The organism is Aliiroseovarius sediminilitoris (genome assembly GCF_900109955.1).
Classification (GTDB): Bacteria; Pseudomonadota; Alphaproteobacteria; order Rhodobacterales; family Rhodobacteraceae; genus Aliiroseovarius; species Aliiroseovarius sediminilitoris.
Map to the genome: position 1 here is coordinate 78,932 of NZ_FOJB01000002.1, position 26,800 is coordinate 105,731.

Annotated in this window: 21 protein-coding genes; 11 read left to right on the forward strand and 10 right to left on the reverse strand. The window is 59.9% G+C overall.

The features are described 5' to 3' along the window. Positions 1-13 precede the first annotated feature (13 nt). The 5 genes from aceF to puuE form a co-directional block, all read right to left on the reverse strand. Positions 14-1,276, reverse strand: coding sequence for a dihydrolipoyllysine-residue acetyltransferase (aceF, locus tag BMY55_RS15425; protein ID WP_091432917.1), 1,263 nt, complete (start codon positions 1,274-1,276; stop codon positions 14-16). Between the two features lie 23 nt (positions 1,277-1,299). Beyond that, positions 1,300-3,957, reverse strand: a complete 2,658-nt coding sequence (aceE, locus tag BMY55_RS15430) for a pyruvate dehydrogenase (acetyl-transferring), homodimeric type (RefSeq protein WP_091432920.1) — start codon at positions 3,955-3,957, stop codon at positions 1,300-1,302. Between the two features lie 209 nt (positions 3,958-4,166). Further along, positions 4,167-5,603 carry a uracil-xanthine permease family protein gene (locus BMY55_RS15435; RefSeq protein WP_091432923.1) on the reverse strand — a complete coding sequence of 479 codons (1,437 nt, stop codon included), beginning with the start codon at positions 5,601-5,603 and terminating at the stop codon, positions 4,167-4,169. Positions 5,604-5,661: 58 nt separating this feature from the next. Beyond that, positions 5,662-6,153 carry an ureidoglycolate lyase gene (locus BMY55_RS15440; protein ID WP_091432925.1) on the reverse strand — a complete coding sequence of 164 codons (492 nt, stop codon included), beginning with the start codon at positions 6,151-6,153 and terminating at the stop codon, positions 5,662-5,664. Then, a complete protein-coding gene (gene puuE / locus BMY55_RS15445; RefSeq protein WP_091432927.1) occupies positions 6,150-7,565 on the reverse strand; it encodes an allantoinase PuuE in 1,416 nt (471 codons plus the stop codon). Before puuE ends, BMY55_RS15440 begins: the two co-directional genes overlap by 4 nt. Positions 7,566-7,709: 144 nt before the next feature. Here puuE and uraH point away from each other — a divergent pair, with 144 nt between their 5' ends. Then, positions 7,710-8,063 (forward strand): hydroxyisourate hydrolase, encoded by a 354-nt coding sequence (gene uraH / locus BMY55_RS15450; protein WP_091432930.1) that lies wholly within the window; start codon positions 7,710-7,712, stop codon positions 8,061-8,063. Between the two features lie 9 nt (positions 8,064-8,072). Here uraH and BMY55_RS15455 read toward each other — a convergent pair whose 3' ends face one another. Continuing rightward, positions 8,073-8,978 carry a LysR family transcriptional regulator gene (locus BMY55_RS15455; RefSeq protein ID WP_091432934.1) on the reverse strand — a complete coding sequence of 302 codons (906 nt, stop codon included), beginning with the start codon at positions 8,976-8,978 and terminating at the stop codon, positions 8,073-8,075. Positions 8,979-9,080: 102 nt separating this feature from the next. On the opposite strand from BMY55_RS15455, the gene BMY55_RS15460 reads away from it, so the two are divergent. The 4 genes from BMY55_RS15460 to BMY55_RS15475 all read left to right on the forward strand — a co-directional run bounded on the left by BMY55_RS15460 (position 9,081) and on the right by BMY55_RS15475 (position 12,785). Then, positions 9,081-10,340 (forward strand): urate hydroxylase PuuD, encoded by a 1,260-nt coding sequence (locus tag BMY55_RS15460; RefSeq protein WP_091432939.1) that lies wholly within the window; start codon positions 9,081-9,083, stop codon positions 10,338-10,340. 90 nt (positions 10,341-10,430) lie between these two features. Then, positions 10,431-11,102, forward strand: coding sequence for an SDR family oxidoreductase (locus tag BMY55_RS15465; RefSeq protein ID WP_091432943.1), 672 nt, complete (start codon positions 10,431-10,433; stop codon positions 11,100-11,102). Positions 11,103-11,460: 358 nt separating this feature from the next. Continuing rightward, positions 11,461-12,150 (forward strand): transglutaminase-like domain-containing protein, encoded by a 690-nt coding sequence (locus BMY55_RS15470; protein ID WP_091432947.1) that lies wholly within the window; start codon positions 11,461-11,463, stop codon positions 12,148-12,150. 14 nt (positions 12,151-12,164) lie between these two features. After that, a complete protein-coding gene (locus BMY55_RS15475) occupies positions 12,165-12,785 on the forward strand; it encodes a GyrI-like domain-containing protein (protein WP_091432952.1) in 621 nt (206 codons plus the stop codon). Positions 12,786-12,877: 92 nt separating this feature from the next. Here BMY55_RS15475 and BMY55_RS15480 read toward each other — a convergent pair whose 3' ends face one another. Both BMY55_RS15480 and BMY55_RS15485 read right to left on the reverse strand, forming a co-directional pair. Next, positions 12,878-14,026, reverse strand: coding sequence for a M20 aminoacylase family protein (locus BMY55_RS15480; RefSeq protein WP_091432956.1), 1,149 nt, complete (start codon positions 14,024-14,026; stop codon positions 12,878-12,880). Positions 14,027-14,044: 18 nt separating this feature from the next. Continuing rightward, positions 14,045-15,247 (reverse strand): diaminopropionate ammonia-lyase, encoded by a 1,203-nt coding sequence (locus BMY55_RS15485; RefSeq protein WP_091432960.1) that lies wholly within the window; start codon positions 15,245-15,247, stop codon positions 14,045-14,047. A gap of 87 nt (positions 15,248-15,334) precedes the next feature. Between BMY55_RS15485 and BMY55_RS15490 the strand changes: the two genes are divergently transcribed. Then, positions 15,335-15,796 (forward strand): Lrp/AsnC family transcriptional regulator, encoded by a 462-nt coding sequence (locus BMY55_RS15490; protein ID WP_091432964.1) that lies wholly within the window; start codon positions 15,335-15,337, stop codon positions 15,794-15,796. Here BMY55_RS15490 and BMY55_RS15495 read toward each other — a convergent pair. After that, positions 15,793-16,704 carry a LysR family transcriptional regulator gene (locus tag BMY55_RS15495; protein WP_091433210.1) on the reverse strand — a complete coding sequence of 304 codons (912 nt, stop codon included), beginning with the start codon at positions 16,702-16,704 and terminating at the stop codon, positions 15,793-15,795. The two genes, BMY55_RS15490 and BMY55_RS15495, sit on opposite strands and share 4 nt — an antisense overlap. 169 nt (positions 16,705-16,873) lie before the next feature. Between BMY55_RS15495 and xdhA the strand changes: the two genes are divergently transcribed. The 5 genes from xdhA to guaD all read left to right on the forward strand — a co-directional run bounded on the left by xdhA (position 16,874) and on the right by guaD (position 24,555). Then, positions 16,874-18,337 (forward strand): xanthine dehydrogenase small subunit, encoded by a 1,464-nt coding sequence (gene xdhA, locus BMY55_RS15500; protein ID WP_091433212.1) that lies wholly within the window; start codon positions 16,874-16,876, stop codon positions 18,335-18,337. Between the two features lie 12 nt (positions 18,338-18,349). Beyond that, entirely contained in the window at positions 18,350-20,668 is a 2,319-nt protein-coding gene (xdhB, locus tag BMY55_RS15505; protein WP_091432967.1) for a xanthine dehydrogenase molybdopterin binding subunit, read from the forward strand. Between the two features lie 3 nt (positions 20,669-20,671). After that, entirely contained in the window at positions 20,672-21,568 is an 897-nt protein-coding gene (gene xdhC, locus BMY55_RS15510) for a xanthine dehydrogenase accessory protein XdhC (RefSeq protein ID WP_091432970.1), read from the forward strand. A 30-nt stretch (positions 21,569-21,598) separates the two neighbouring features. Continuing rightward, entirely contained in the window at positions 21,599-23,182 is a 1,584-nt protein-coding gene (locus BMY55_RS15515) for a permease family protein (RefSeq protein WP_091432973.1), read from the forward strand. A gap of 71 nt (positions 23,183-23,253) precedes the next feature. Then, a complete protein-coding gene (gene guaD / locus BMY55_RS15520; protein ID WP_091432977.1) occupies positions 23,254-24,555 on the forward strand; it encodes a guanine deaminase in 1,302 nt (433 codons plus the stop codon). A gap of 104 nt (positions 24,556-24,659) precedes the next feature. Here the strand turns inward: guaD and BMY55_RS15525 are convergent, their stop codons facing one another. Beyond that, positions 24,660-26,657 carry an OmpA family protein gene (locus BMY55_RS15525; RefSeq protein ID WP_177179391.1) on the reverse strand — a complete coding sequence of 666 codons (1,998 nt, stop codon included), beginning with the start codon at positions 26,655-26,657 and terminating at the stop codon, positions 24,660-24,662. Between the last annotated feature and the right edge of the window lie 143 nt (positions 26,658-26,800).

The window sequence follows — 26,800 nt, forward strand, 5'->3', positions numbered from 1 at the left end:
GTCTTCGTTCCCCTTACAGCATCAGCCGGCGCACATCGCCGAGCAGGTGTTTCAGTGTTGCCGAGAAGCGCGCCGCCAATGCGCCGTCGATGGCGCGGTGGTCATAGGACAGGCTGAGCGGCTGCATGTTGCGCGGCACGAACTCTTCCCCGTTCCAGACGGGTGCCATTTTCGACCGGGTCAGGCCCAGAATGGCGACCTCGGGTGCGTTGACGATGGGGGTGAATGACGTGCCGCCGATCCCGCCCAAGGACGAGATCGTGAAAGTTGCCCCCGACATATCATCGCCCTTCAGCTTGCCGTCGCGTGCCTTGGCAGACAGATCGCCCAGTTCCTTGGATATCTCGATGATCCCCTTGCGGTCGGCATCCTTGATCACCGGCACCATCAGACCGTTGGGCGTATCCGCCGCAAAGCCGATGTTATAGAAATCCTTGCGGATCAGTTTGTCGCCGTCGGGGTGGATCGACGAGTTAACTTCCCAGTGCTGCTTTAGCGCCGACACGCTGGCCTTGATCACGAAGGACAGAAGCGTGACGCGATAGCCGTCTTCCTTGGCCTGCGCGTCCAGCTCGCGGCGGTAAGCGTCCAGATCGGTGATGTCGGCTTCTTCGTTATGGGTGACATGCGGGATGTTCAGCCAGGACCGGTGAAGGGCCGGGCCGGACAGTTTCTTGATACGCGGCATTTCCACATCTTCGGTGGGACCGAATTTCGAGAAGTCCACGGCGGGAATCGGCGGTATGCCCATGCCGCCGCTGACGGCACCCCCGCTTGCGGGCGCGGATTGCGATTTCAGGAAAGCGGTCACGTCTTCGCGCAGGATGCGACCCTTGCGGCCCGATCCGTTGACCCGTGCCAGATCAATTTCCAACTGGCGCGCAAAGGCGCGAACCGACGGGCTGGCATGGGCCTTGCCAAAGCCCGCATCCGTTACCGTTGCCGGAGCAGCAGCAGGTGCAGGCGAGGGGGCTGGGGTCGCGTCAGGAGTTGGAGCCGCGTCGGCAATGGGCGCGGCGGCGGAGGTGTCAGCCCCCGCACCGTCACCTTCCAGCATCAAGATCAGCGAGCCTTCGGACACCGTATCGCCTTCGGACACCTTGATCTCGGCCACTTTCCCTGCGGCGGGCGAAGGCACTTCCAATGTGGCCTTGTCGCTCTCCAGCTCGATAATCGGGTCTTCTGCGGCAATCACGTCACCCACGCTGACCAGAACGGTCACAACGGGCACGTCGGAAAAATCGCCGATGTCGGGAACTTTCACTTCGATCGTCATAATTTATTCTCCTGTCTGTCCGTTCACACCAAGCGCGGGTTGGGCTTGTTGCCGTCGATGTCGTATTTGGAAAGTGCATCTTGCAGCTGTTTCTTGGTGACATTGCCGTCACGATAAAGGTCCACCATAGCCGCCGCTGCAATGTGGTTGGCGTCCACCTCGAAGAAGCGGCGCAGGTTCACGCGGCTGTCCGAGCGACCAAAGCCGTCGGTGCCCAGCACCGTGTAGCGCCCAGGCACGGCCAGCCGGATCTGTTCGGCATAGTTCTTCATGTAATCCGTCGCCGCGATGATCGGACCTTTGGTTTTGGACAATTGCTGGGTCGCAAAGGGTTCGCGCGGCTCGGCCAGCGGGTTCAGGCGATTCCAGCGCGCCACGTCCTGACAATCGCGCGCCAACTCGTTGAACGAGGTGGCCGACCAGATTTCCGCCGTGACGCCGAAATCTTCTTTCAGCATCTCGGCGGCTTTCATCGCCTGCACCAGAATGGTGCCTGACCCCACCAGGGTGACATGTTTCTTGCCGGGCTTCTTGACCTCTTGCAGGCGGTAAAGGCCTTTGACGATCTCGTCCTCGACGCCCATTGGCATGTCGGGATGCGAGTAGTTTTCGTTCATCAGGGTCAGATAGAAATACACGTCCTCCTGATCGACATACATGCGTTGCAGCCCGTTATGCACGATCACCGCGACCTCGTATTGGAAGGTTGGATCATAGGTGATGCAGTTGGGGATGGTGCCCGCCAGGATATGGCTGTGCCCGTCCTCGTGCTGTAACCCTTCGCCGTTCAGCGTGGTGCGCCCTGCGGTGCCACCCAGCATGAAACCCCGCGCGCGGCTGTCGCCCGCCGCCCATGCCAGATCGCCGATCCGCTGGAACCCGAACATCGAGTAGTAGATATAGAAAGGGATCATCGGCACGCCATGATTGGAATAGGACGTCGCCGCCGCGATCCAGTCCGCCATGGCGCCGGCCTCGTTGATGCCTTCCTGTAGCACCTGACCATCGGTGCTTTCCTTGTAATACATCATCTGGTCGGCATCTTCGGGGGTATAGTTCTGCCCCTTGGGGTTATAGATCCCGACCGAGCGGAACAGACCCTCCATCCCGAAGGTGCGGCTTTCATCGGGCACGATGGGCACAACGTGTTTGCCGACATTCTTGTCGCGCAAAAGCGTGGTCAGAATGCGGACGAACGCCATGGTGGTCGAGATTTCGCGATCCCCGGTGCCTTTCAGTTGTGATGAAAACTTGTCGAGGCCGGGAATGTCCAGTTTGGGTGTGTCACGCCAGTCGCGCTTGGGAAACTCTCCGCCCAGCTTCTTGCGCTGGTCCAGAAGATAGGATTTCTGCGCATTGTTCAGCTTGACGAAGGGCGCGTTCGGCAGGTCTTCGTCGCTGACCGGGATGTCGAACCGGTCGCGGAAGGCGCGCAGTTGATCCTCGGCCATCTTCTTTTGCTGGTGGGTGATGTTTTGGCCTTCACCGGCCTTGCCCATGCCATAGCCCTTGACCGTCTTGACCAGTAGACAAGTGGGTTCGCCCTTGGTCTCGGACGCGCGTTTGAAGGCGGTATAGACCTTTTGCGGGTCATGCCCGCCCCGGCGCAGCGCCCAGATCTGATCATCGGTCCAATCCTCGACCAGCGCGGCGGTTTCAGGATATTTCCCAAAGAAATGCTTGCGGATATAGGCCCCGTCCTTGGATTTGAAGGTCTGATAATCGCCATCGACGGTTTCATCCATGAGCTGGCGCAAGCGCCCGGTGGTATCTTTTTCAAGCAGCTCATCCCAGCCCTTGCCCCACAGGAGTTTGATGACGTTCCAGCCTGCACCGCGGAAATCGCCCTCCAACTCCTGCACGATTTTCGAGTTGCCACGCACCGGGCCATCCAGCCGTTGCAGATTGCAGTTCACCACGAAGATCAGGTTGTCCAGCCCTTCACGGGCGGCAAGGTCGATGGCGCCCCGGCTTTCGGGTTCGTCCATCTCGCCGTCACCAAGGAAGACCCAGACCTTTCGGTCGGCCATGTCGATCAAGCCTCGATTGTGCATGTATTTCATGAACCGCGCCTGATAAATCGCCATTAGCGGACCAAGACCCATCGAGACGGTCGGGAACTGCCAGTAATCCGGCATCAGCCACGGGTGCGGATAGGACGACAAGCCTTCGCCAGACACCTCTGAACGGAAGTTCTCTAACTGCTCTTCGGAAATGCGCCCTTCCATGAAGGACCGCGCATAGATGCCGGGGATCACATGACCCTGAAAGAACACAAGGTCGCCGCCGTGAATGGCAGACTTCGAGCGCCAGAAGTGGTTCAGCCCGATGTCATACATCACCGCCGAGGACGCAAAAGACGCGATGTGCCCGCCATATTCCGACGAGACCTTGTTGCGGCGCACGACGGTGGCCATGGCGTTCCAGCGGTTGATGGTGCGGATGCGCCATTCCATCTCCAGATTGCCGGGGATCTCTAGCTCGTCATCCGCCGGGATCGTGTTCTGATAAGGCGTGGTGGCGGAAAACGGCAGGTTGGCCCCGGCGGCGCGCGCCTGTTGAACGGACTTGTCCAGCAGGAAATGCGCCCGATCTGGCCCATCTTTCGCGATGACGTCTTCAATCGCTTCCTGCCATTCGCGAGATTCTACTGGATCGATGTCGTTTGGAAATTCAACCATGGCGCGGTCTCCGTGTTGTGCGGTTCATTAGGCAATATTGGTCTATCCTGCGGCATTTGCCCACAGGATATATGCTTTAATTGAGAGAGAGGGGCACGCGCGCATGCGCCGCATGTTCTGGGGCGGGGACGCGAGATATCCGTTGGAGCCGGATGTCATCTTTTGTTTGGTCGGACGCCCCCATATTAGGGGCGCCCGTAAAGTCTGGATCAAGCGTGATCATCATGGGGCAACGAGCCACGACCATGGCCGGCCATCCCACCCGATACTTCCTCGGTCGCTTCATCTGCCAGTTCGTGCGGCAGGACCAGGTTCAGAACGATGGCGATCACCGCTGCGGGCAGAAGGCCCGAGGTCAGCAGGATGCGGGCGGTGTCGGGCATGTGCTGAAGCGCACCCGGTTCCAGTTGCAGACCAAGACCGATGGACAGGGCAATCGCGAAGATCACCATGTTGCGGCGGTTCCAGTCGACATCCGACAGCATCGAGATACCGGCGGCCACAACCATGCCGAACATCACGATCACACCGCCGCCCAGAACCTCGATCGGAACGGTGCGGATCACGCCGCCGACTTTGGGGATCAGCCCCGCGACGATCAGGAAGATCGCCCCAAAGGTCACAACGTGGCGGCTCATCACGCCGGTCATGGCGATCAGGCCCACGTTCTGGCTGAACGAGGTGTTGGGGAACGCGCCGAACATACCGGCGACGGCCGTGCCGATACCGTCGGCATATGTCGCGCCCTGGATTTCCTTGTCGGTTGCTTCGCGGCCTGCACCACCTTTGGTGATCCCCGATACGTCGCCCACGGTCTCGATCGCCGAGATGAAGGCCATCAGACAGAAGCCAATGATCGCAGCGGCCGACATTTCGAACCCGTATTTGAAGGGCATCGGCAGGGCGAAAGCGCTGGCGCGGCTCCACGATCCGGTGATGGCTTCAATCGACAACATGCCGACCATGATCGCATAGATATAGCCGACGATCAGACCGATCAGCACCGCCGAGATCGACAACATGCCCTTGGTGAAGAATTTCAAACCAAGTGTCACCAAGATAACCACCAAGGCGGCGGACCAGTTCAGCAGCGAGCCGTATTCCGGCGTGCCAATCGCAGGAACACCGCCCGCGGCATACTGAATGCCCACCTTCACAAGCGCCAGACCGATCATCGTCACCACAAGCCCGGTCACAAGCGGGGGCAGGGCAAAGCGAAGCTTACCGACGAATGTCCCGATGAAGGCATGGAAGATACCACCGATGATGACGCCGGTGAACAGGGCGGCCAGCGCGTCAACGCCTTTGCCCGCCACAAGCGGGATCATGATCGGCAGGAACGCAAACGACGTGCCCTGCACGATGGGCAGCGCCGCGCCGACCGGGCCAATCGTTATGGTTTGCAGAAGCGTGGCAACACCCGCAAACAGCATCGACATCTGGATCAGATACAAGAGTTCCGGAAAGTCGGGTGAGTTCGACCCGAACCCGAAGCCCGCCGCACCCGCGACGATGATCGCAGGTGTGACGTTCGAAACGAACATTGCCAGGACGTGCTGGATGCCCAGCGGAATCGCCTTGTGCAAAGCGGGTGTATAGTTTGGGTCGCGAAGTTGCTCCGCTGTCCCGATGGAATTGTCAGCCATGTGGTTTCCTCCCAATTTGACTGTTCGCGCCAGGCCGCTGCTTCTGTGACAGGGTGCCTTATTTCACTGATTGAACGATGTAAGGATCGTCGAACCAGTGTTCGTCCAGGTTGGGTCCATCGCCGATACGATCAACGACGATAAACTGTCCCGGTTTTTCGATGGGGGCGAGCACGCCGTGCCAAACACCCCGCAAAAGATTGATGGATTGGCCCGGTTGCGACACGAAGGCCTTGAGGTTCACCGGCACCCCGTTCTGATCTTCGGCCACGATGACCAGCATCGGCACGCCGGACACCGGAATGAACGCCTGACTTCCCTCCGGGTGACGTTCGACCATGTCGACCACATGGGGAAACTGCCGCGCCTTGGCGTCAAACAGGCTGATCCCGGCACGCCCGTCGGCAAAATCCATGCGCGCAAGGTCATGGTGACGCCCGCACATGCCTTGATTGATCAGCTTGTCGGGTGCGCCCGAGACCTCGATCACGTCACCGAACGGCGCGAAGGCGGCCGCGGTCAGGGGCTGCGGGGTCAGTGCCCGGCTCACGGCAGCAGGTCCCTTAGGCGGAACTGGGCGATCCGTTCGACCTGTCGGCAGGCTTCGGCAAATTCGGTGTCGCGATCATTGTCGATACGCGTGTGGAAATTGGCAAGGATGGACGCCTTGTCGTGATCGCGCACCGCGATGATGAAGGGAAAGCCGTGCTTGTCCACATAGGTGGTGTTGAGCTTGGTGAAGGTCTCGCGTTCCTCGTCGGTCAGGTAATCCAGACCCGCGCCTGCCTGTTCCGACGTGCTTTCGGCGGTCAATTCACCTGCTGCGGCCAGCTTGCCCGCCAAGTCGGGGTGAGCGGTCAGAACGCCCAGACGCTCATCCTCGGACGCGGTGCGGAAGGCGCGGCAAAGCGCGTTGTGGACCCCTGCGGCGCTGTCATGGGCCGGGCCGAGCTCCAGATCATACGCGCGTTCGGCGATCCACGGGGAATGTTCAAAGATCGAGCCGTAAAGCGACACGAACCGCGCCTTGTCCATCTGGCTGGGCCGCTCGAACCGTTTGGGTGGATGGGTTTTCGCCCAATGCTCGGCAATGTCGATGCGGCGCGGGGTCCAGACGCCATCATGCGCCTGAATATGATCGATAAACCGTTTCAGACCTGCGATTTTGCCCGGTCGCCCCACAAGGCGGCAGTGCAGACCGATGGTCATCATGGCGGGACGCCCGGCATCACCTTCGGCATAGAGCGTGTCGAACGCATCGGTCAGATAGCGGCCAAAATCGTTGCCTGTCACCCAACCCGGCGCGGTGGCGAAACGCATGTCGTTGGCTTCCAGAGTGTAAGGGATAATCAGCTGATCGCAGTCGCCGACTTCCAGCCAATAGGGCAGGTCGTCGTCATAGGTGTCGGACACATAGGCGAACCCGCCTTCTTCGGCGGCCAGACGCACGGTGTTTTCTGAACAGCGCCCGGTATACCAACCGCGCGGGCGTTCGCCCACGACCTCGGTGTGCAGGCGGATCGCCTCGGCGATCGAGGCACGCTCGGCGTCTTCGGGCATGTCTTTATGTTCGATCCATTTCAGGCCGTGGCTGGCAATCTCCCAGCCTGCATCCTTCATCGCCTGAAGCTGTTCGGGGCTGCGCGACAGGGCGCGAGCGACGCCATAGATCGTCAGCGGAATATCCGCGCCGGTGAACAGACGATGCAGACGCCAGAACCCGGCGCGCGCGCCGTATTCATACATGCTTTCCATGTTCCAGTGGCGTTTGCCGGGCCAGGGGGCGGCGCCGGGAATGTCGGACAAAAACGCCTCGGACGCGTCATCCCCATGCAGCACGCAGTTTTCCGCGCCCTCTTCATAGTTTAACACAAACTGAACCGCGACCTTGGCGTTGCCCGGCCATTGCGGGTGGGGTGGCGTCGGGCCGTAGCCGCGCATGTCACGAGTGTAGCGTTTCAACTCGGGTCTCCTCATTTTCTTTCTTATACCGCAAAATAATTGCGGTCACTTTCACATTTTTTTTGAAAGAGCTTTTTGTCACTTCTCTATGTATTGATAACAAAACGCAGGACATTAATGGGACAACTCAGAAGGAGACGCCATATGACCGGATATCTGACCACGCATGTTCTGGACACTGCACGGGGCTGCCCGGCTGAGGGACTTGAGATCGACCTGTATCGCATCGAAGGGGACAAACGCATCCATCTGCGCAGCCTCACGACCAATGATGACGGGCGCACGGACGAGCAAATTCTGCCCGCTGACGAGTTTGAAATCGGCACCTATGAGTTGGTGTTCCATGCAGGCGCGTATCTGGACGCGATCGGCACACCGCCGGAAGAACCGCGTTTCCTGGACGTGGTGCCACTGCGCTTCGGGATGTCCGAGCCCGCGCATTATCACGTGCCGCTGCTGCTTTCGCCGTTTGGCTATTCAACCTATCGCGGCAGCTAGGGCGCGGGTCTATTTGGGCATCGACGCCTGAATGTGGTCCACCATGAAATCGATGAACAGGCGGGCCTTTGGGTCTTGCCTGCGCCTGTGCATGTAAAGACAGGCCAGCTGAATGGGCAGGGGGGGTTCATCGACCAGCACCGGCACCAGTCGCCCCTTGGCCAGATGCTCGGAAATTTCGAACACTGCTTTCAGAACGATCCCCTGACCATCCAGTGCCCAACTGGTCAGAATCTCGCCGTGATCGGATTCAAATGGGCCGGAAACCGTCACGCGCTTGACCCCGTTTGCGGTTTGCAGCGGCCATTGGAACTCTGGCGCGCCGGGATAACGCAGGTTCAGGCAATCATGCATATCGGTGCGCAACTCGTCGCTGGATGTCGGCATGCCGTGGTTCTTGATATAGTCCGGCGAGGCGCACAGAACACGCGGACAATCGGTAATCTTGCGAATGCGCAGATTGCTGTCTTCCGGCACACCCAAGAAGAACGCGGCATCCAAACCCTCGGCGGCCAGATCAAGTTTGCGGTCCGAGGATCGCAAGCGGATGTTGATCAGGGGATAGGCCTCTCTGAACGTCGGTACTGCCGGGGCGATAAACCGTTGCGCGATGCCGATGGGTGCGGCCACGTGCAAGGTGCCACGCGGCGACCGGGTGATGTCGCTGATGTCAGCCTCGGCGGCTTCGACCGCCTCAAGAATTTTACTGGCACCCTTGTAGAAGGTGTTGCCCTGTTCCGTCGGGTTCAGCAGCCGCGTGGTGCGCTGAAACAGGCGGATGCCCAGATGCCCCTCAAGCTGCGATATACGCGACGACGCTACGGCGGCCGAGATGCGCAGATCGCGCGCGGCAGCCGACATGCTGCCCAATTCATAGACCCGTACAAAGGTTCTGATATTGTCCAGATAGGCCATGTCGCCATTCTTCCACTTTTTTTGAAGCAGCTAGATATTTTTTCCTAATATACGATAATGAGCCAGTGAGCTACTTTTTATAAAAGCTCGGAGGAACACCCTATGCAAGATCTTGCAATCATGTGGGATTGGCTGGCCTTTGCGGTCCGTTGGTTGCACGTCATCACCGCGATGGCCTGGATTGGCTCGTCATTTTACTTTGTCGCTTTGGACCTCGGTCTGCGCAAAGCGCCGGATCTACCGGTGGGTGCCCATGGCGAGGAATGGCAGGTTCACGGCGGTGGATTTTACCACATCCGCAAGTTTCTTGTGGCCCCCGAAAACATGCCCGAGCATCTGATCTGGTTCAAATGGGAAAGTTATACGACATGGTTGTCGGGCGCGGCTCTTTTGATGATCGTCTATTGGGTGGGCGGCGAGCTTTACCTGATCGACGCCCAGAAAGCTGACCTTGCACTGTGGCAGGGGATCGTGATCTCGGCCGTGTCGTTGTCGATTGGCTGGCTGGTTTATGACCGGCTGTGCAAATCGCCCCTGGCTGAAAATCCGACGGTTCTGATGGTGCTGCTGTTCGTGCTGCTGGTGGCCATGGGCTATGGCTATAACCAGATCTTCACGGGCCGGGCGACGATGCTGCATCTGGGCGCCTTCACTGCGACGATCATGACGGCGAACGTGTTCTTCATCATCATGCCCAACCAGCGCATCGTCGTGAAAGACTTGCAAGAAGGCCGCACGCCGGACGCCAAATACGGCAAGATCGCCAAGCTTCGCTCGACCCACAACAACTATCTGACGCTGCCCGTGATCTTCCTGATGTTGTCGAACCACTATCCGCTGGCGTTCGCGTCGGAATACAACTGGATCATCGCCGCATTGGTGTTCCTGATGGGTGTGTCGATCCGCCACTACTTCAACTCGAACCATGCGGGCACGAGCGACCCGAAGTGGACATGGCTGGTGACAACGGTTCTGTTCATCATGATCATGTGGCTGTCCACGGCACCGTTGGAAAATGACACGCTGGAAGAGGCCGAAGCCCGCCCCTTGAGCAAGACCGAGCAGATCTTCGCGAATGCCGAAGGGTTCGATGAGGTTCAGGATATCATTCTGGGCCGCTGCTCCATGTGTCATGCGCGCGAGGTGTTCTATGACGGTATCCGACGTGCGCCCAAGGGTATTCATCTGGAAACCACAGGCGACATCACCCGCGCGGCACGGCAGATCTATATTCAAGCGGGGGTGTCAGTGGCCATGCCACCCGCAAACGTGTCTTTCATGGAAGACGACGAGCGCAAGAAGATCATCAAATGGTATCGAAACGCAGCGAAGGATTTACCGTTCTACATCGCGTCGAACTGAACTCGCCTTGCGAACAGGTGATGCACGAATGGGCCTGCGCCAATGCAGAGGCCTTTTGCCTGTCCTGACCCCGGACCGTATGATCGGAGTATGACAGAATCAAAGAAACGCGCGCTTGTCATTGGGTCGTCCGGCGGGGTAGGGCAGGCGCTGATGAGTGCCTTACAGGGGCGTGGCTTTGATGTCACGGGCCTGTCCCGCACCGGCCAAGGGCTGGACATCACCAACGAGGGAAACGTGTCCGATGTGTTTGGGCAGCTTGACGGTTCCTTCGACCAGATCGTCGTCGCATCGGGCATACTGGCCGCCCGGTCCGGTCCCGAAAAATCCATCGGCGCGGTGACAGGTGATGAACTTGCCGCGCTGTTCGCAGTGAACGCCATAGGCCCTGCACTGATCCTTAAACATTCCAAACACCTGATGCCTCGCGACCGGCGTGTAATCTTTGCGGCGTTGTCTGCCCGCGTGGGATCCATTGGCGACAACAGGTTGGGCGGCTGGTATTCCTATCGCGCGTCGAAAGCTGCGCTGAACCAGTTGATCAAGACCGCGTCGGTCGAGCTGCGCCGGACGCACAAACACCTGATCTGCGTCGCGCTGCATCCCGGCACGGTCGCCACACCTTTCACCCGCGATTATCCCCAGCACACATCCGTCGCGCCCAAAGAGGCCGCCGACAATTTGCTGAATGTCATGGAAGGGCTGACCCCAGAGGATAACGGGTCCTTTTTTGACTGGGCGGGGAAGCAGGTGCCCTGGTGACGGATTTGTTGCAACCAAGTGGACAAGTGGAAATGTCACCAGTTGTGTAAAGCAGAAGTGTCAGCATGAGCGCTGACGGTAGCAAAGCCTGACAGAGCGGAGACCTCACATATCGCAGCCCTGGCTGGCTTTGCGGCGGCAATGAATGCGAACCTTCTTGCAAAGTGCGGCGAAAGGGGCAAAGCGCCCTAAGTGACGGATGCTGTGCATCGTTGAAAAGGCGGGCTAGCGCAGTTAACCGCCCTTCGGCCTCGCAGCGAGTTCTTCGTTTGGCGCTTGGCAAGCGATGACTCCAAGCCGGACTGAATCATTGACGTGGGTCAATGCGATAGACGATCGGATCCGATAGGTTGCACCTATGGGTAAACTTGCTGACTACGATCATCCGGCCATCAGCGAGCTTGCGGCCCGCTTGACCCGATCCGAGACAACGCCGCGCCGCAAGCTCGACCGAATTTTCCACTATGTGCGCGATGAAATCCGGTTTGGATTTCCGATGAACGGCGATTTCGTCAAGGCATCGGAAACGATCCAGCTGGGATACGGACAGTGCAATACCAAGGCGACGCTCTTGCTCGCCCTCTGTAAGGCGGCAGGGATACAAGCGCGCATCCATTTCTCACTGATCACCAAGGATATCCAAAAGGGCTTCTTCACGGGCCTCGCCTATTGGCTGATGCCGAATGAAATCTCTCATTCGTGGATCGAGGTGGAAATCGAGGGCCAGTGGCGGCGGATCGACACATTCATCAATGACAAGTCCCTGTTCGACGCAGCCAAGGCCAAGATCAAACGTCTGGGCTGGTCGGTGGGCTATTCGGTGGCGTTGGAAGACGGTGAGGCCAGTGCCGATCTGAACCTCGATCATGCGGCCTATCAACAGATGGCGGCAGTCACCGATGACCACGGCGCCTGGGATGATCCGTCCGACTATTACGAAAGCGAGAAGTACAGAAACCGGCCAGACGGTGTACGCATGTGGTTCTATCGCCACCTCATCGGGGGAATAAACCGCCGTGTGGAAGCTGTGCGCTCGGAACCCGTTTGATTTGAAGGCTGCACATGAAGAAAATTGATATCAAGAAGCAGATGACCGCCCTTTATGGCACCACCTTGAAACAGGGGATGGTCATAGTTGATGTGCCCAAGATGAACTACCTGATGGTTGACGGCGACGGGAATCCAAACACATCGCAGGCTTTTGCAAATGCGGTGGAAGCTCTCTATTCTCTCTCTTACCCGCTAAAGTTCATGGTCAAGAAAGGCCCGCTTGCCATTGATTATGGGGTCATGCCGCTTGAAGCATTGTGGTGGACCGATGACATGAACAACTTCTCGTCAACCGACAAGGATTCCTGGAAATGGACGGCGATGATCAGCCAACCGGAATGGATTACGAGTGAGATGGTCGAAATTGCGCGCACGGCGACTGCCAAAAAGAAGGACCTCCCCGCGCTTAAGCAGGTTCGATTTGAGGCGTTGGAAGAAGGACCGGCTGCACAGTGCCTCTACATCGGTCCGTATGCGGGGGAACCGCCGACAATCACCGCCCTGCATGAGTTCATTGCGGACAACGGATGTGATCGTCGCGGTAAACATCACGAGATTTATCTGAACGATATGCGGCGCACGAAGCCAGCCAATCTCAGGACGATCATTCGCCAACCGATGGCGAGTAGGTAATTGTCGCAACCCAGCTTAGCATGTGCCCGGCTACAGCCCTTGCATCGCATAATGGGAGTTATGTTAACAGAGACGATAGGCCAACCGCAGTTTCAGGAGCTTGGAAGGCGTTGACGGGCGATGGCGACAAAAACGCCGCTGCCATGGCACAACGCCGCGTCATTGAAATCATAGGTTGGGCTGTGAAGCGGTGCTGACGCATCACCGTTGCCGATGAACGCAAAGCAGCCCGGGACGTGGTCAAGAAAGCGGGCGAAATCCTCGGAGGCGGTCATGGGTTCGGGCCTCACCGTGACTCGGGCAGAGACGGTTTCAACGGCGGTCAGAAGCTCGGCGGTCAGGTCAGCGTCATTGACCAGGGGCACGAATTCGCGCGAATATGTTACGGTCGCCTCAATGCCATGAGTTGCAGCGATGCCGCTTGCGATCCGGCGCATCTCGGCTTCGATCCGAGCAGAAATATCTGATCGGAAACTTCTTGCATCACCAATGATACGGGCTTGCCCAGGCAAGGCATTGCGCGTTCCATCGGTCCGCAACTCGGTGACGGAGACAACGGCAATGTCGGTGGGATCAAGGCGACGCGCCACGATTGTTTGCAAATCCAGCACCAGCGCGCAGGCGGGCACCATTACCTCGCGGGTCGTATGGGGCCGTGCTGCATGCCCTCCCTGACCTTGCAGCGTGATTTCAAAGATATCCTCGGCAGACATGATTGGGCCAGCGCGTGTTTCCAGATGTCCGACGGGCAGACCGGGCAGGTTGTGCAGGCCGAAGACCTCGTCAAACGGGAAGCGTGCCATCAGCCCGTCGTTGATCATCGCCTGCGCGCCCCTGCCCCACTCCTCGGCGGGTTGGAACAGAAAGCGGATGGTGCCGTCAAACCCGCCGTCCGCTGCCAACACCTGTGCCGCACCCAGAAGCATCGCGGTGTGCCCGTCATGCCCACAGGCGTGCATGGTCCCGTGATTGGCGGAGGCCCAGCCTGTGTCATTGGCCTCGGTGATGCGCAAAGCATCCATGTCGGCACGCAGCGCAATGGCGCGGTTCGACGTGCCCCGCTGCAAAGTTCCGACCACCCCGGTGCGGCCGACGCCCTCGGTCACATCAACACCGAAGCTGCGCAGCTTTTGTGCGACGAACCCCGCTGTGCGAACCTCTTCGAAGCCAAATTCCGGGTGCTGGTGCAGATCACGGCGCCACGCTGTCATCTCGACTTCAAGTGTCGTTGGATCGTTCATCCAGTTACCCTCCGCGCTTCAGGCTATCCGTTCGGCTTGCAGAACAGCCTCGGGTGTGCGGCCGATGAGACTGGTATAAAGCGCAGGATCGGTTGCGCCTTCGGTGTTGATCACCAAAAGCCGCGCATCGGCGCCAAGACCGATGCGGGCGGCCAGTTCGGGGTCGTTCAGAACGGTGATTGCTCCCGCCAACCCCACGCCTCCACTTTCTCCGGCGACGACCGCAGGATCACCGGCAATCGGGTCTGCAAGGCGTCGCATGACCGACACCGCATCATCCTCATCCACGGTCATGAACCCATCCGCGACACGTTCCAGAACACGGAAGGCGACCAAGGACGGCTCGTAGCATTCCAGCATCGCCATCACGGTCGGCTCGGTCTCGTCCACCTTCACCGGTTGGTTCTGCTTGGCACTGGCGAGCACGCAGGCCGCCCGCGCCGGTTCAACCACCGTGATGTGGGGGCGACCCTTGCCCAGCAGCACCGCCAGATGTCCGGCAACGGCCGCCGCGAAGCCGCCGACCCCGGCCTGAAGGAACACATGCGTCGGAGGCATCGGTAGCTCTGCCAGCGCTTCGCGGACGATGGCGGTGTAGCCCTGCATGACCAATCCGGGGATGTCTTCATAGCCGGGCCATGATGTGTCGGACAGCACGGTCCAGCCCTGTTCTTCGGCAACGCTTGAAGCTTCGGCGACCGAGTCGTCATAGTTCCCAGCCACGCGCGTGATCTGGGCGCCAAATCCGGCGATGGCATCAATACGCGACTGGCTGACCCCGGCGTGAACAAAAATCACCGCCTTTGCCCCCATCAATCGGGCACCTTGCGCGACGGACCGACCGTGGTTGCCATCTGTGGCACAGGCAAAGGTCATGCTGCGCGCGATGTTGCGCACTTCATCAGACAATATTGCGTCGATGGGGATTGAGCGCCCCAGCTGGCGTTCGGCCCTGTCCTGAACAAGTCGCATCAGCGCATAGGCCCCGCCAAGCGCCTTGAAGCTGCCAAGGCCAAGCCGATGTCCCTCGTCCTTCAGGTGCAGCGCGCCGAGGTTCAGCCCTTTCGCAAGACCCGGAAGCGCGACCAGTGGTGTGGGCGCGCTGTTCTTTCTAAGGGTCAGGAGACGGGCAACGTTATTGGCCCCGGCGATCCCAAGCGTCTGGGCATCGCGTGGATCAAGGGGGTGGTCATGGTTCGGAAGGGTGTTGTGCAGATACATGGGGAACTCCGTGTTTGCAGAAATATTATTGCAAGCACGCTGAAATTTGCGCTGATTTTTGAGAGGTATTGTGCAAGTTTGTTTCACATGACCCCACTCGACGCATTCGATCTGGCCATTCTGCGCATCCTTCAGCGCGACAACACCTCGCCGCAGCGGCAGATTGGCGCGACGGTGAATCTGTCTGCGCCGTCCGTCCAACGCCGCATTCGCCGCATGGAAGCCGACGGTGTCATCACATCGAACGTGGCCGTCATTGACCCGGACAAGGTGGGGCTGCCATTGACCATATTCGTGCAAGTCGAACTGGTCAGCGAAACCCCTTCAGAAATTGACCTGATGAAGCGTCGGTTCCGTGACGCACCCGAGGTGCAGCAGTGTTTTTATGTCACCGGCGAGGCGGACTTCATGCTTGTCGTCGTGGTCGAAAGCATGGCGGCGTATGAGACATTTACCCGCCAGGTCTTTTTTCAGGACAGCAATGTCCGCAAGTTTCGCACTTTTGTGTCCATGGATGCGGTGAAGACGGGAACGGGACTGAACATCTAGCGCCGTTCGCCCAAAAGCGGCTTGCTGTGCTCGATCACAAAGTCGACAAACAGGCGGATCTTGGGGTCTTGCAGTTTTTTGTGGGGATACAGGCAGCCAAAGATCGTCGGGACCGGTGGCGTTGCCGGCAGAACTTGCACCAGATTGCCATCGCGCAGATGCTCGGCCACGTCGAAGCGCGGTTTGTTTACGATGCCGCGCCCGTCCAGCGCCCAAGCTGTCAGCACGTCCCCGTCATCGGCATCGTATTTTCCCGCTACCTCCAGCTTGCGCAGTCCGGTCTTGGTTTGCAGTACCCAGAAATACTCGGGCGAGCGCGGATATCTGAGCAGAAGACAGTTGTGCTGGTCGCTCAGCAGGTCGTCGGGTGTCTGGGGCGTGCCGTTCTGGGACAGATAGGCGGGCGAGGCACACAAGACCCGGTCACAATCCCGGATCTTGCGCAATTTCAGGTTCGAATCGCTGGGGGTGCCGATGAAAAAGGCGATGTCCAACCCGTCGGCCATGATGTCGACCTTGCGGTCGGACAGGCGCATTTGCACCCGGGTATCGGGAAACGCCTCGACAAAACGGGGCACCAAAGGTGCAATAATCCGACGACCAGCCCCCAATGGCGCGGTCACACGGATGGTGCCACGCGGCGCGTGCGAGAAGTTTGCGACCTTCGATTCCGCAATGTCCACGGTTTCCAGCACCGCTCTGGCTTCGTGGTAAAACAGCTTCCCAACTTCGGTCGGTGACAGCGACCGCGTGGTGCGATTGAACAACCGCACCCCCAGATGTTTTTCCAATTCTTTGATACGTTTACTTGCCACCGCCGGAGTCAGGCGCAGATCGCGCCCACCGGACGTGATGCTGCCCAGATCGACGACGCGCACGAAGACGCGCAGGCTTTCGATATAGGACATGCGGCCCCTTTCCGTGACGTGGATGCTGACCCCCGGACTGTGCCATGAGGCGCCGCCATTATCAACGATCTGTTGAAAGTCTTTGCCGATTCCGCCCCTGTGTGAGGGCAATAGCCTGCGATATGGTGCTTGGGCAAGGTCCAACATGACCCGTTATTCAGGAGCCACCATGACACATCGCAGCCACATCCACTTCCTTCTGAATGGGCAAACCGTCAGCATTGCAGATGTCGGCGCGGACCAGACCTTGCTGGACTACCTGCGCCTGAACCGGCGTCTGACGGGCAGCAAGGAAGGCTGCGCGGAAGGGGATTGCGGGGCCTGCACCGTGCTGGTGGGGCGTTTGACGGATGCGGGTCTGACCTATGAGCCGGTGAATGCCTGCATCCGTTTTCTGGCCTCGCTGGATGGTTGTCACGTCGTCACAGTCGAACATTTGTCCGGCCCCGAAGGCCGATTGCACCCGGTGCAACAAGCGATGGTCGACCACCACGGCAGCCAGTGTGGCTTCTGCACGCCGGGCTTCGTGATGTCGCTTTATGCGCTGTGGATGGCGACACCCGAGCCGACGGAAAAACAGGTCGAAACCGCGCTGCAAGGCAATCTGTGTCGCTGCACGGGGTATGAGCCGATCATTCGCGCCGCCATTGCCGTCAGCCGTTATGGCACGCCGGCCGCAGACCATCTGACCACTGAACGCGACCAAGTGCTTGACCAATTGCGCGGCCTGCGGGATGGCCAGCGCGTTGTGACCGGGCCTGCCGACAACCAAGCCATTCTGCCCGCTGATGTAGACGATCTGGCAGAGGTGTTGTTGGCTCACCCGCAAGCGACCATCGTGGCGGGCGCCACCGATGTCGGCCTGTGGGTCACGAAGTTTCTGCGCCCGATCAGCCCCGCCGTGTTCATCGGTCATCTGGACGGTTTGAAGACCGTGCGTCAGGACGATGACGCCATGGTGATCGGGGCTGCCGCCACCTATACTGAATGTCAGGACGCCATCGCCGAAATCTTCCCGCATCTGACCCCCTATTGGGACCGGATCGCCGGATGGCAGGTGCGTAATATGGGAACCGTGGGCGGCAACATCGCCAACGGCTCGCCCATCGGGGACACACCGCCTGTACTGATCGCGTTGGGGGCCGAGATCACGCTGCGCCACGGCACCACCCGGCGCACCCTGCCATTGCAGGATTTCTTCATCGACTATGGCAAGCAGGATCGCAAACCGGGTGAGTTCGTCGAAAGCATCCGCGTGCCGCGCCCGGCACCCGGCCAACGCGATGCGGCCTATAAGATTTCGAAACGTCGCGATGAGGATATTTCCTCGGTCGCTGTCGGGATCAGCGTGACGCTGGCTGACGATGTGATCACCGGCGTGCGCATTGCCTTTGGGGGCATGGCTGCCACCCCGAAACGCGCTGCTGCCGCCGAAGCGGCCCTGCTGGGACAGGCGTGGAGCGAAGAGGTCTTCGAGACCGCCGCCAAGGCGCTGCCGCAGGATTTCCAACCGCTGACCGATTGGCGCGCGTCGGCGGACTACCGGATGCTGTCGGCCCAGAACCTGCTGCGCCGGTTTTTTCTCGACCAAGATGATGCCTCGTCTGATCTCGTTCAACTGGCCACCGCGTAAGGAGTGGATGATATGAAAGACAACGTCTCGATCCGTGGGGCTGCCCATACCGACCGCATCCACGACAGCGCCACCAAACATGTCACCGGGGCGGCCGACTATACCGACGACATCGTTGAACCCGTCGGCACGCTGCACGCCTATCTGGGTGTGTCGGACGTCGCCCATGCCAATATCCGAAGCTTGGACTTGAGTGCCGTGCGCGCTGCCCCCGGTGTGGTGGGCGTGCTGACCGCAGACGATATTCCCGGCCATAATGACATCAGCCCGACCGGCCTGAACGACGAACCCGTATTTCCCACCGACAAGATCCAGTTTCACGGCCAGCCCCTGTTCGCTGTCATCGCCGAAACCCGCGATGCCGCGCGTCGGGCCGCTGAACTCGCCGATGTTGATTGCGAAAAGCTGCCCCACGCGCTGGACCCGATTGCCGCACAGGATGCGGGCTATCCTCATGTCACCGCGCCCCTGAAGCTGGAACGCGGCGAGGTGGCCCCGGCGTCTGCCAAGGCGACCAACCGCATCAAGGGTCGGATGAGCGTCGGCGGGCAGGATCACATGTATCTGGAAGGACATATCGCCTTCGCCATTCCGGGTGAGGATGACGATGTGATCGTCCATTGCTCGACCCAGCACCCAAGCGAGGCGCAGCATATGGTCGCCCATGTGCTTGGCGTGCCCTCGAACGCGGTCACGGTGAATGTGCGCCGGATGGGCGGTGGGTTCGGCGGCAAGGAAAGCCAGATGAACCTGTTCTGTGCCGTCGCGGCCATTGCCGCCAAGAAATGGGGTCGCGCGGTGAAAATCCGCCCCGACCGCGATCAGGACATGACCGCGACCGGCAAACGGCATGATTTCGTCATCGACTATGACGTGGCGTTCGACGACGCGGGCCGGATCGAGGCGGTGAACGGTGTCTTTGCGGCACGTTGCGGGTTTTCGTCCGACCTGTCCGGTCCTGTCACCGACCGCGCATTGTTTCACGCTGACAATGCTTATTTCTATCCGAATGTGCGGTTGGTTAGCCATCCGATGAAGACCAACACCGTCTCGAACACTGCGTTTCGCGGCTTTGGCGGGCCGCAGGGTGTGATCGTGGCCGAACGCATCATGGAAGAGATTGCTTATGCCACCGGCCAGGACCCGCTGGATGTGCGCAAGGCGAATTTCTATGGCGGCAAGGGGCGTGATCTGACGCCCTATCACCAAGAGGTCGAGGACAATATTCTTGACCGTCTGGTGGGCGAGCTTGAGGAAAGCGCAGACTATCGCGCGCGCCGCAAAGCCATCATCGACTTCAACGCTACATCGCGTGTTCTGAAAAAGGGCATCGCGCTGACCCCGGTCAAGTTCGGGATCTCGTTCACCGCGACGTGGTATAATCAGGCGGGCGCGCTGGTGCATGTCTATAATGACGGGTCGATCCATCTGAACCACGGTGGCACCGAAATGGGTCAGGGTCTGAACACCAAGGTTGCCCAAGTGGTGGCCGAGGCGTTTCAGGTCGATTTCGAACGCATCAAGATCACCAGGACCACGACCGAGAAGGTGCCTAACACATCCGCCACTGCCGCGTCGTCCGGCACCGATCTGAACGGCATGGCCGCGCTGAACGCGGTCGAGCAGATCAAGGCGCGGCTGGTGGAATTTGCCGCCGGGAAGTGGAAGGTCTCGCCTGACGCCGTGGTGTTTGAACCCAATCAGGTGCGCATCGGTAACGAAGTTCTGAGCTTCGATGCCTTCATCAAGCAGGCTTACATGGCGCGCGTGCAACTCTCTGCCGCAGGCTTCTACAAGACGCCGAAAATCCACTGGGACCGAGCGGCGGGCAAGGGTCGCCCGTTCTTCTACTACGCCTATGGCGCGGCCTGTTCCGAGGTCACAATTGACACGCTGACCGGTGAATACCGGGTAGAGCGGACGGATATCCTGCATGATGTGGGTCGGTCGCTGAACCCGGTGTTGGACAAGGGCCAGGTCGAAGGTGCGTTCATTCAGGGCATGGGCTGGTTGACCACCGAGGAATTGTGGTGGGACGATGCTGGCCGTCTGCGCACCCATGCGCCGTCGACCTACAAGATCCCGCTGGCGTCCGACCGGCCGCGCGTGTTCAACGTGAAGCTTGCCGATTGGTCAGAAAACCGCGAGTTGACGATCAAACGCTCCAAGGCTGTGGGAGAGCCGCCCTTCATGCTGGGCATCTCGGTGTTCGAGGCTTTGTCGATGGCGGTCGCCTCGGTCGCGGATTATCGCATTTGCCCGCGTCTGGACGCGCCCGCCACGCCCGAGCGTGTGCTGATGGCCGTCGAACGCCTGAAAGCGGCGGGCTGACCCATGGCCCAGCCCCTGCGCGATCTGTCTGACTTTCTGTCCCTGAACGGACCGGTCATTCGCGTGACCCTGAGACGGGTGCGCGGATCATCGCCGCGCGATGAAGGGACCGAGATGTTCGTGGCCCAAGATCGTCTGTGGAGCACCATCGGAGGTGGGCAGTTGGAATACATCGCCATCGACCGCGCCCGTGAAATGCTGCGCAAGGGCGTGCTGAACCTTGATCTGGACGTGCCGCTTGGCCCCGAGATCGGTCAGTGCTGCGGGGGGCGGGTTGAATTGTCTTTGGCGCGAATGCGGCCGTCGGACAAGCGTGAAGCCCTGACGCATGCGCAGGATCAAGCCGCGCATCTGCCCCATGTCTATGTCATGGGTGCTGGCCATGTGGGCCGCGCGTTGGCGGAATTGTTCCAGCACCTGCCGGTGCGCTGCATCCTGATCGACAGCCGCGAGGAGGAGTTGGTCCGGTGCCGGGCGGATGTGGAAACGCGGTTAAGCGCGATCCCGGAAGTGGACATCATGAACGCCCCTGCGGGCAGCGCCTTTGTTGTGCTGACCCATGACCATGCGCTTGATTTCCTGCTGACTCTGGCGGCCCTTGAAAAAGGCAACGCGGCCTATGTTGGCATGATCGGGTCCGCCACCAAACGGGCCAAGTTTCGCAACTGGGTCCGCCAGCATGGTGACGACCACAGCACCGGACAATTGATTTGCCCCATCGGGGCAAGCGGCAGCCGCGACAAGCGGCCCAGCGTCATCGCGGCCTTCGTGGCAGCGGAAGTGATCGCTGATTTGACCTCTGAAACTGCCGCAAATTCCCAGCAATGGGACATGGGAGCGCCCGTTCCGGGCAATCAAACAGACCGGAAAGACCCCGCCGCCAAACGCGCGCGGGACTGATTTCCGGTCACAGTGGAGGAGGAGTCCGTCATGGACGGTGGAACTTACAACTACAGGCTTTTTGCGCGCAATGACTTCAGCGCGTTCTGGGCCTTGTTTACCGATAACCTGATCAACCTGATCGTGCTGGCAGGCGTCTGTCAGTTCGTCTTCAACATGCCGGCCGAGATCGTGTTTGGCCGCATTCTGCCCGGCGCTGCCGTGGCCATCATGGCCGGTGTCGGGGCCTACACCGTTCTGGCCAAACGCGCCGCGCAAAGGCACGGGCGTGATGTGACCGCCCTGCCCTATGGTATCTCGACACCCGTTATGTTCGTCTATCTGTTCGGTGTGATCGGCCCGATCTACTGGTCCACCAATGATGCGACACTTGCGTGGCAGGTGGGCATTGGTGCGGGTTTCATGGGTGGCATTGTCGCTGGTCTTGGGGCTATCGTTGGCCCATGGCTGAAACGTGTGACGCCTCGCGCAGGGATGCTGGGCACGCTTTGTGGTATCGCGTTGGTGTTCATCGGCACCGTTCCGTTGGCCACCGTGTTCGAAGACCCGTTCGTCGGTTTTGCCTCGATGATCATCATTCTTTGGGGTCTGGTCGGCCGTTTCCGCCTGCCGTTCAACATTCCCGCCGGTCTTCTGGCCTTGATCGTCGGCACCGTGGTCGCTCTGGGCATGGGCAAAGCCTCGATCAGCTTCGAAGGTGTGGGCTTTTATCCGCCGGTGCCGTATTTCGGTGATCTGATCGCCGGTATCCAATACCTGTTCGCCAATCCCGAGCTGTTCCTGGTTTTGGTGCCGGTGCAGATCTATAACTTCATCGAAACCATGAACAACGTCGAAAGCGCCGAAGCGGCGGGCGACCATTACCCGGTGGCGACTTGTCAGGTGACAGACGGCGTGGGCACGATGATCGGCGCGATTTTTGGTTCGCCCTTCCCCACAACTGCCTATATCGGCCACCCGGCTTACAAGCGGATGGGGGCGCATACCGGCTATATCATTGCGGTCGGTCTGGTCATTCCCTTCGCCGCGTTCTTCGGGCTGCTCGCGTTTCTGAACAACCTGATCCCCGTGGCCGCCGCCGCGCCGGTTCTGGTGTTCGTGGCGCTGAGCCTGATCACCAACACGGCGCATTCGGTCAAGACCGAGCATATGGCCGCCGTGACCATCGCGATGATGCCGCACGTGTCTTCCTTCCTTGTGACCAAATGGGGGTCGCTGATGGGTGCCCTTGGTGCCACCGGGGTCGAAGGCCTGCCGCGACTGGGTGACGAAGCCCTGACCGCCGCCCTTTTACAGCAAGGCGCGCATTTCGAAGGCCATCTGGCGCTCAGCCAAGGGGCCATTCTGACCGGCCTGATCTGGGGTGCCATCGTGGCCAGCGTGATCGACGGACGGTTCCGCAACGCGGGTGGGTTCGCCCTTGCTGCCTGCGGCATGTCGCTGGTCGGTATCATCCATTCGGCCAGCCTGCATTGGCCCAGCCTGAGCGGTGTCAGCATGGGGTATCTGATCGCGGCGGCGTTCCTGTTCGTCTATCCGTATTTCCACAAGGAAGACGCGTTGGTGAACGACAACCTGCCGACCGACGAACCGCAACCAACTCCGGGCGAATAATTCCTCCCTTCGCCCGAACTCAGCACAGGGCGCGCGCTGCGTCCTGTGCCTTTTCTTGAACGGAATATGCAATGACTTCGCCGCAAACCCTTCTGCGTGGCCGCACACTTACCTTCACTGCCGAACCAAACGGCCCCGATGACACCCACGCCCATGAGTATCGCGAGGACGGTGCAATATTGATGGCCGAGGGCAAAATCATCGCCTCGGGCGACTATGCCGATGTCAGTGCGCAGTCAACCGGCGCGCGGGTGATCGACCACCGCCCCCACCTTCTGATGGCCGGGTTTATCGACACCCATATACACTTTCCGCAGGTGCAGGTGATTGCCTCTTGGGGTGCGCAGCTTCTGGATTGGCTGAACACCTATACTTTCCCCGCCGAGACCCAATATGCCGACCCTGCACATAGCGCCACGATGGCAGGCAAGTTCTATGACCAGATCACCGCGCATGGCACCACGACCGCGGTCGCCTATTGCTCGGTCCACAAAACCTCGGCCGATGCGTTCTTTACCGAGGCCGCCCGGCGCAACATGTGCATGATCGGCGGCAAAGTGATGATGGACCGCAACGCGCCGGACGGGCTGCGCGACACGCCACAATCCTCTTATGACGACTCAAAGGCGCTGATCGACACGTGGCACGGGAAAGGGCGCGGTCACTATGCGATCACGCCGCGCTTCGCCATCACCTCGACGCCAGCCCAGATGGAGATGGCGCAGGCCTTGGTGCAAGAGCATCCCGATTGCTATGTCCAGACCCACCTGTCGGAAAACCATGACGAGATCGCCTATACCACCGAGCTTTACCCAGAGGCCCGCGACTATCTGGATGTCTATCAATCCTATGGCCTGCTTGGCCCAAAGATGCTGCTGGGGCATTCCATTCACCTGACACCACGCGAAATCGACGCGCTGGTCGACACCGGCGCACACCCGGTGTTTTGCCCGACCTCGAACCTGTTTCTGGGCAGTGGGCTGTTTGATGACGCAGGCCTGCGCGGGCGCGGCATCACCAATGCGATTGCGACAGATGTGGGCGCTGGCACCAGCTATTCCATGCTGCAAACGCTGAATGAAAGCTACAAGGTGCTGCAATTACAGGGCCAATCCCTGCACCCCCTGCGTGCCTTCCACTGGATCACGCGCGGCAATGCCGTCGCGCTGGGGTTGGAAGACAAGATCGGCACACTCGCCCCCGGCTCGGATGCCGATATCGTTGTGCTGAATGCCTCTGCCACAGACGCCATGGCCCTGCGGATGGAGCGCGCGACCACCCTGTCGGAAGAGTTGTTCGTGCTGATGATGATGGGTGATGATCGCGCGGTGGAACGGGTTTACGTGGCGGGGGCGCCACCTGAACCTATCTGAACCAATGCGGGTTGACCCGACCACCGCTGCCCGCCCGCAAAACGCGAACGGGCAACGGTGATGATCTATGATTGAACGAACCTATGAGCGCCGTCGCGGCCCGATCAGTTAGACGCCTGACGCAACAACGGCGTGATCCGACGGACACTGGCGCGGCGGTTGGCCCGTTCTTCCAATTCGGTATCTACCTTCAGGAAGGCCTCACCATAGCCTTGCACGATCAGATTTTCCGGCGGCACATCGAAATACTCGGTCAAGGCCAATGCGACCGATTCCGCCCGACGGTCCGACAGGGCCAGATTATAGGCGGCAGACCCCACTGCATCGGTGTGACCTTCGATCAGGAACACCTCGTTCCGGTCATTGGCGACATAGCTCTGGATCAACTTGCCCAAACGCGCCAGTGACCGCGCCTGATCCGGGCGGATCGCAGCCGACCCGGTTTCGAAGGTGACAGCATTCAGGTCGATCACCGGCACAAGATTGCGCACCTGTGGGATGTGCCGGATCTGCGCCAGACTGAAGCGACGATCGAAAACACCTTCACGGGCCAGGGCCCTGCGCAAGGCGTCTTCGTCGGCGTCAGCGGTCAAACCCTGTTGCGCAACGGGGTCAGGCAGAGTGGTGACATCGACAGGTTCAACAGCAACTGTATCGTCGATCAATACCGTTTCAGTGCCGTCCTCGGCCACGTGAACCCGGCGCAGCACGCGATATTCAGGATCGCGGACAGTGACGATTTCTGTGCCATCGGGTCGGATCACGGTCGTGCGGGTCGATCCATCGCCAAAAGTCTCGGTCCGCAGCCTTGTGCCCGGTTGGCGTAAGAGGGCGTTATCATCCTTGATGATCTCATAGCTGCCATCCTCGCGGCTAACCACGACCCGATCACCAGAGTTCAGTGCCACTTCGCGATTGTTGGACAGGATCGCACCTACCGCGACTGCGCCCAGGCCCAAGAGGATGGCCTTTTCGCCTTTGGACAGCCCTTCATCGCGTTTGGCGCTCGCCGTGGCGTCTTTTTGCTCGATCACCGTCTTCACGGCTTCGTTGACCTTGTTGGCAAAATCTTCGTCGGACGACCGGGCGGTTTCTTCCGTCACCACTTCCTCGGTCACTTCAGCCGAGGTGTCCGCTTCGACCGGGGCGGCGGCGGCGGCAGCCACTGGGGCTTCACCACTTTCAGCCGCGGGTTGAACGGGAAGCTCTGGCACCGGCTCTGACGTTACAGCCTCTTCGGCGGTCGGTTCGGTGTCGGTCAACGCATCCGCAAGCGCTGCTTCCTCTTCCGGCGATACGTCAGACGCTTGTTCGGCAGGTTGCTCTGCGGTCTGCTCAACCGGCGCTTCGACAGGCTCCGCTTCGGTGGTTTCAGTCGAAGTATCAGCGCTCTGTGCGGGGGTTTGCGCATCGGGCGTTTCGGCAACTTCGCCGGTCGGTTCAGCTTCCGGCGCGACGATACTTTCGTTTGTGGTCGCTTCGGTGACTGTATCGCTTTCAACCGTGTCGGGTGCCGGTTCTTCGGAGGGATTCGCTTCTGCGGTCTCGGCCTCTGGGGCTTTTTCCGTCACCTCCGCTTCAGCCTCTGGTGCCGCTTCAACCGGTGCAGCATCGGCGGGGGCGGCTTCGGCTTCGACCGCTGGCGCTTCTTCTGCGGGAGCTGCCTCGACCGTGCCGGTGTCAGTCGCAACCTCGGCGGCAGGTTCGGCGGTGCCACCCTCTTGGATCGGCAAGTTCAGAGCTTGCGCAATCTCCGGCGTCATACCGCTTTCACGCAATGCGGTCAGCATCCCCGCCATGTCTGGGCGCAGACTGGCATCCACACCTTCGCCACAGGGAAGCGGCGCGCCATCGGCACAGATCATCGCGCTTTTCGGAACCGCAATCACGCCCTCGCCACACGGCAAGGCTGCGCCGTTTTCGCAGATCATACTTTCCGCCGGTATCTCCGGGACGCCACTTGCGCAGGGCGTTTCACTGCCATCAACGCAAAGCACACTTGGGGCAGCGCCGGACGCGTTTGTCTGTGCAACAATCGGCGCGGGAAACGCCATTGAAAGGGTCGCCACAAGGGCGGTCGAGGATTTCCATGTTATGGGCATTCTGCGGTCTCCAACCTGGTGGTTTGCAATTATCACTGTGATGATAACGCAACCCCTGGGCATTCGGTTCCCCGACGATCAGACTCAAGCGGGCTTTCGCCATCGGTCTGTCCATCCAGGCCGAGCACCCATCGGACAGAAGT

Bases quoted from the DNA above. Each gene is read 5' to 3' on its own strand.
- aceF (WP_091432917.1), bottom strand. From the start codon at position 1,276: ATGACGATCGAAGTGAAAGTTCCCGACATCGGCGATTTTTCCGACGTG.
- aceE (WP_091432920.1), bottom strand. From the start codon at position 3,957: ATGGTTGAATTTCCAAACGACATCGATCCAGTAGAATCTCGCGAATGG.
- BMY55_RS15435 (WP_091432923.1), bottom strand. From the start codon at position 5,603: ATGGCTGACAATTCCATCGGGACAGCGGAGCAACTTCGCGACCCAAAC.
- uraH (WP_091432930.1), top strand. From the start codon at position 7,710: ATGACCGGATATCTGACCACGCATGTTCTGGACACTGCACGGGGCTGC.
- BMY55_RS15455 (WP_091432934.1), bottom strand. From the start codon at position 8,978: ATGGCCTATCTGGACAATATCAGAACCTTTGTACGGGTCTATGAATTG.
- BMY55_RS15460 (WP_091432939.1), top strand. From the start codon at position 9,081: ATGCAAGATCTTGCAATCATGTGGGATTGGCTGGCCTTTGCGGTCCGT.
- BMY55_RS15465 (WP_091432943.1), top strand. From the start codon at position 10,431: ATGACAGAATCAAAGAAACGCGCGCTTGTCATTGGGTCGTCCGGCGGG.
- BMY55_RS15470 (WP_091432947.1), top strand. From the start codon at position 11,461: ATGGGTAAACTTGCTGACTACGATCATCCGGCCATCAGCGAGCTTGCG.
- BMY55_RS15475 (WP_091432952.1), top strand. From the start codon at position 12,165: ATGAAGAAAATTGATATCAAGAAGCAGATGACCGCCCTTTATGGCACC.
- BMY55_RS15480 (WP_091432956.1), bottom strand. From the start codon at position 14,026: ATGAACGATCCAACGACACTTGAAGTCGAGATGACAGCGTGGCGCCGT.
- BMY55_RS15485 (WP_091432960.1), bottom strand. From the start codon at position 15,247: ATGTATCTGCACAACACCCTTCCGAACCATGACCACCCCCTTGATCCA.
- BMY55_RS15490 (WP_091432964.1), top strand. From the start codon at position 15,335: ATGACCCCACTCGACGCATTCGATCTGGCCATTCTGCGCATCCTTCAG.
- BMY55_RS15495 (WP_091433210.1), bottom strand. From the start codon at position 16,704: ATGTCCTATATCGAAAGCCTGCGCGTCTTCGTGCGCGTCGTCGATCTG.
- xdhA (WP_091433212.1), top strand. From the start codon at position 16,874: ATGACACATCGCAGCCACATCCACTTCCTTCTGAATGGGCAAACCGTC.
- xdhB (WP_091432967.1), top strand. From the start codon at position 18,350: ATGAAAGACAACGTCTCGATCCGTGGGGCTGCCCATACCGACCGCATC.
- xdhC (WP_091432970.1), top strand. From the start codon at position 20,672: ATGGCCCAGCCCCTGCGCGATCTGTCTGACTTTCTGTCCCTGAACGGA.
- BMY55_RS15515 (WP_091432973.1), top strand. From the start codon at position 21,599: ATGGACGGTGGAACTTACAACTACAGGCTTTTTGCGCGCAATGACTTC.
- guaD (WP_091432977.1), top strand. From the start codon at position 23,254: ATGACTTCGCCGCAAACCCTTCTGCGTGGCCGCACACTTACCTTCACT.
- BMY55_RS15525 (WP_177179391.1), bottom strand. From the start codon at position 26,657: ATGCCCATAACATGGAAATCCTCGACCGCCCTTGTGGCGACCCTTTCA.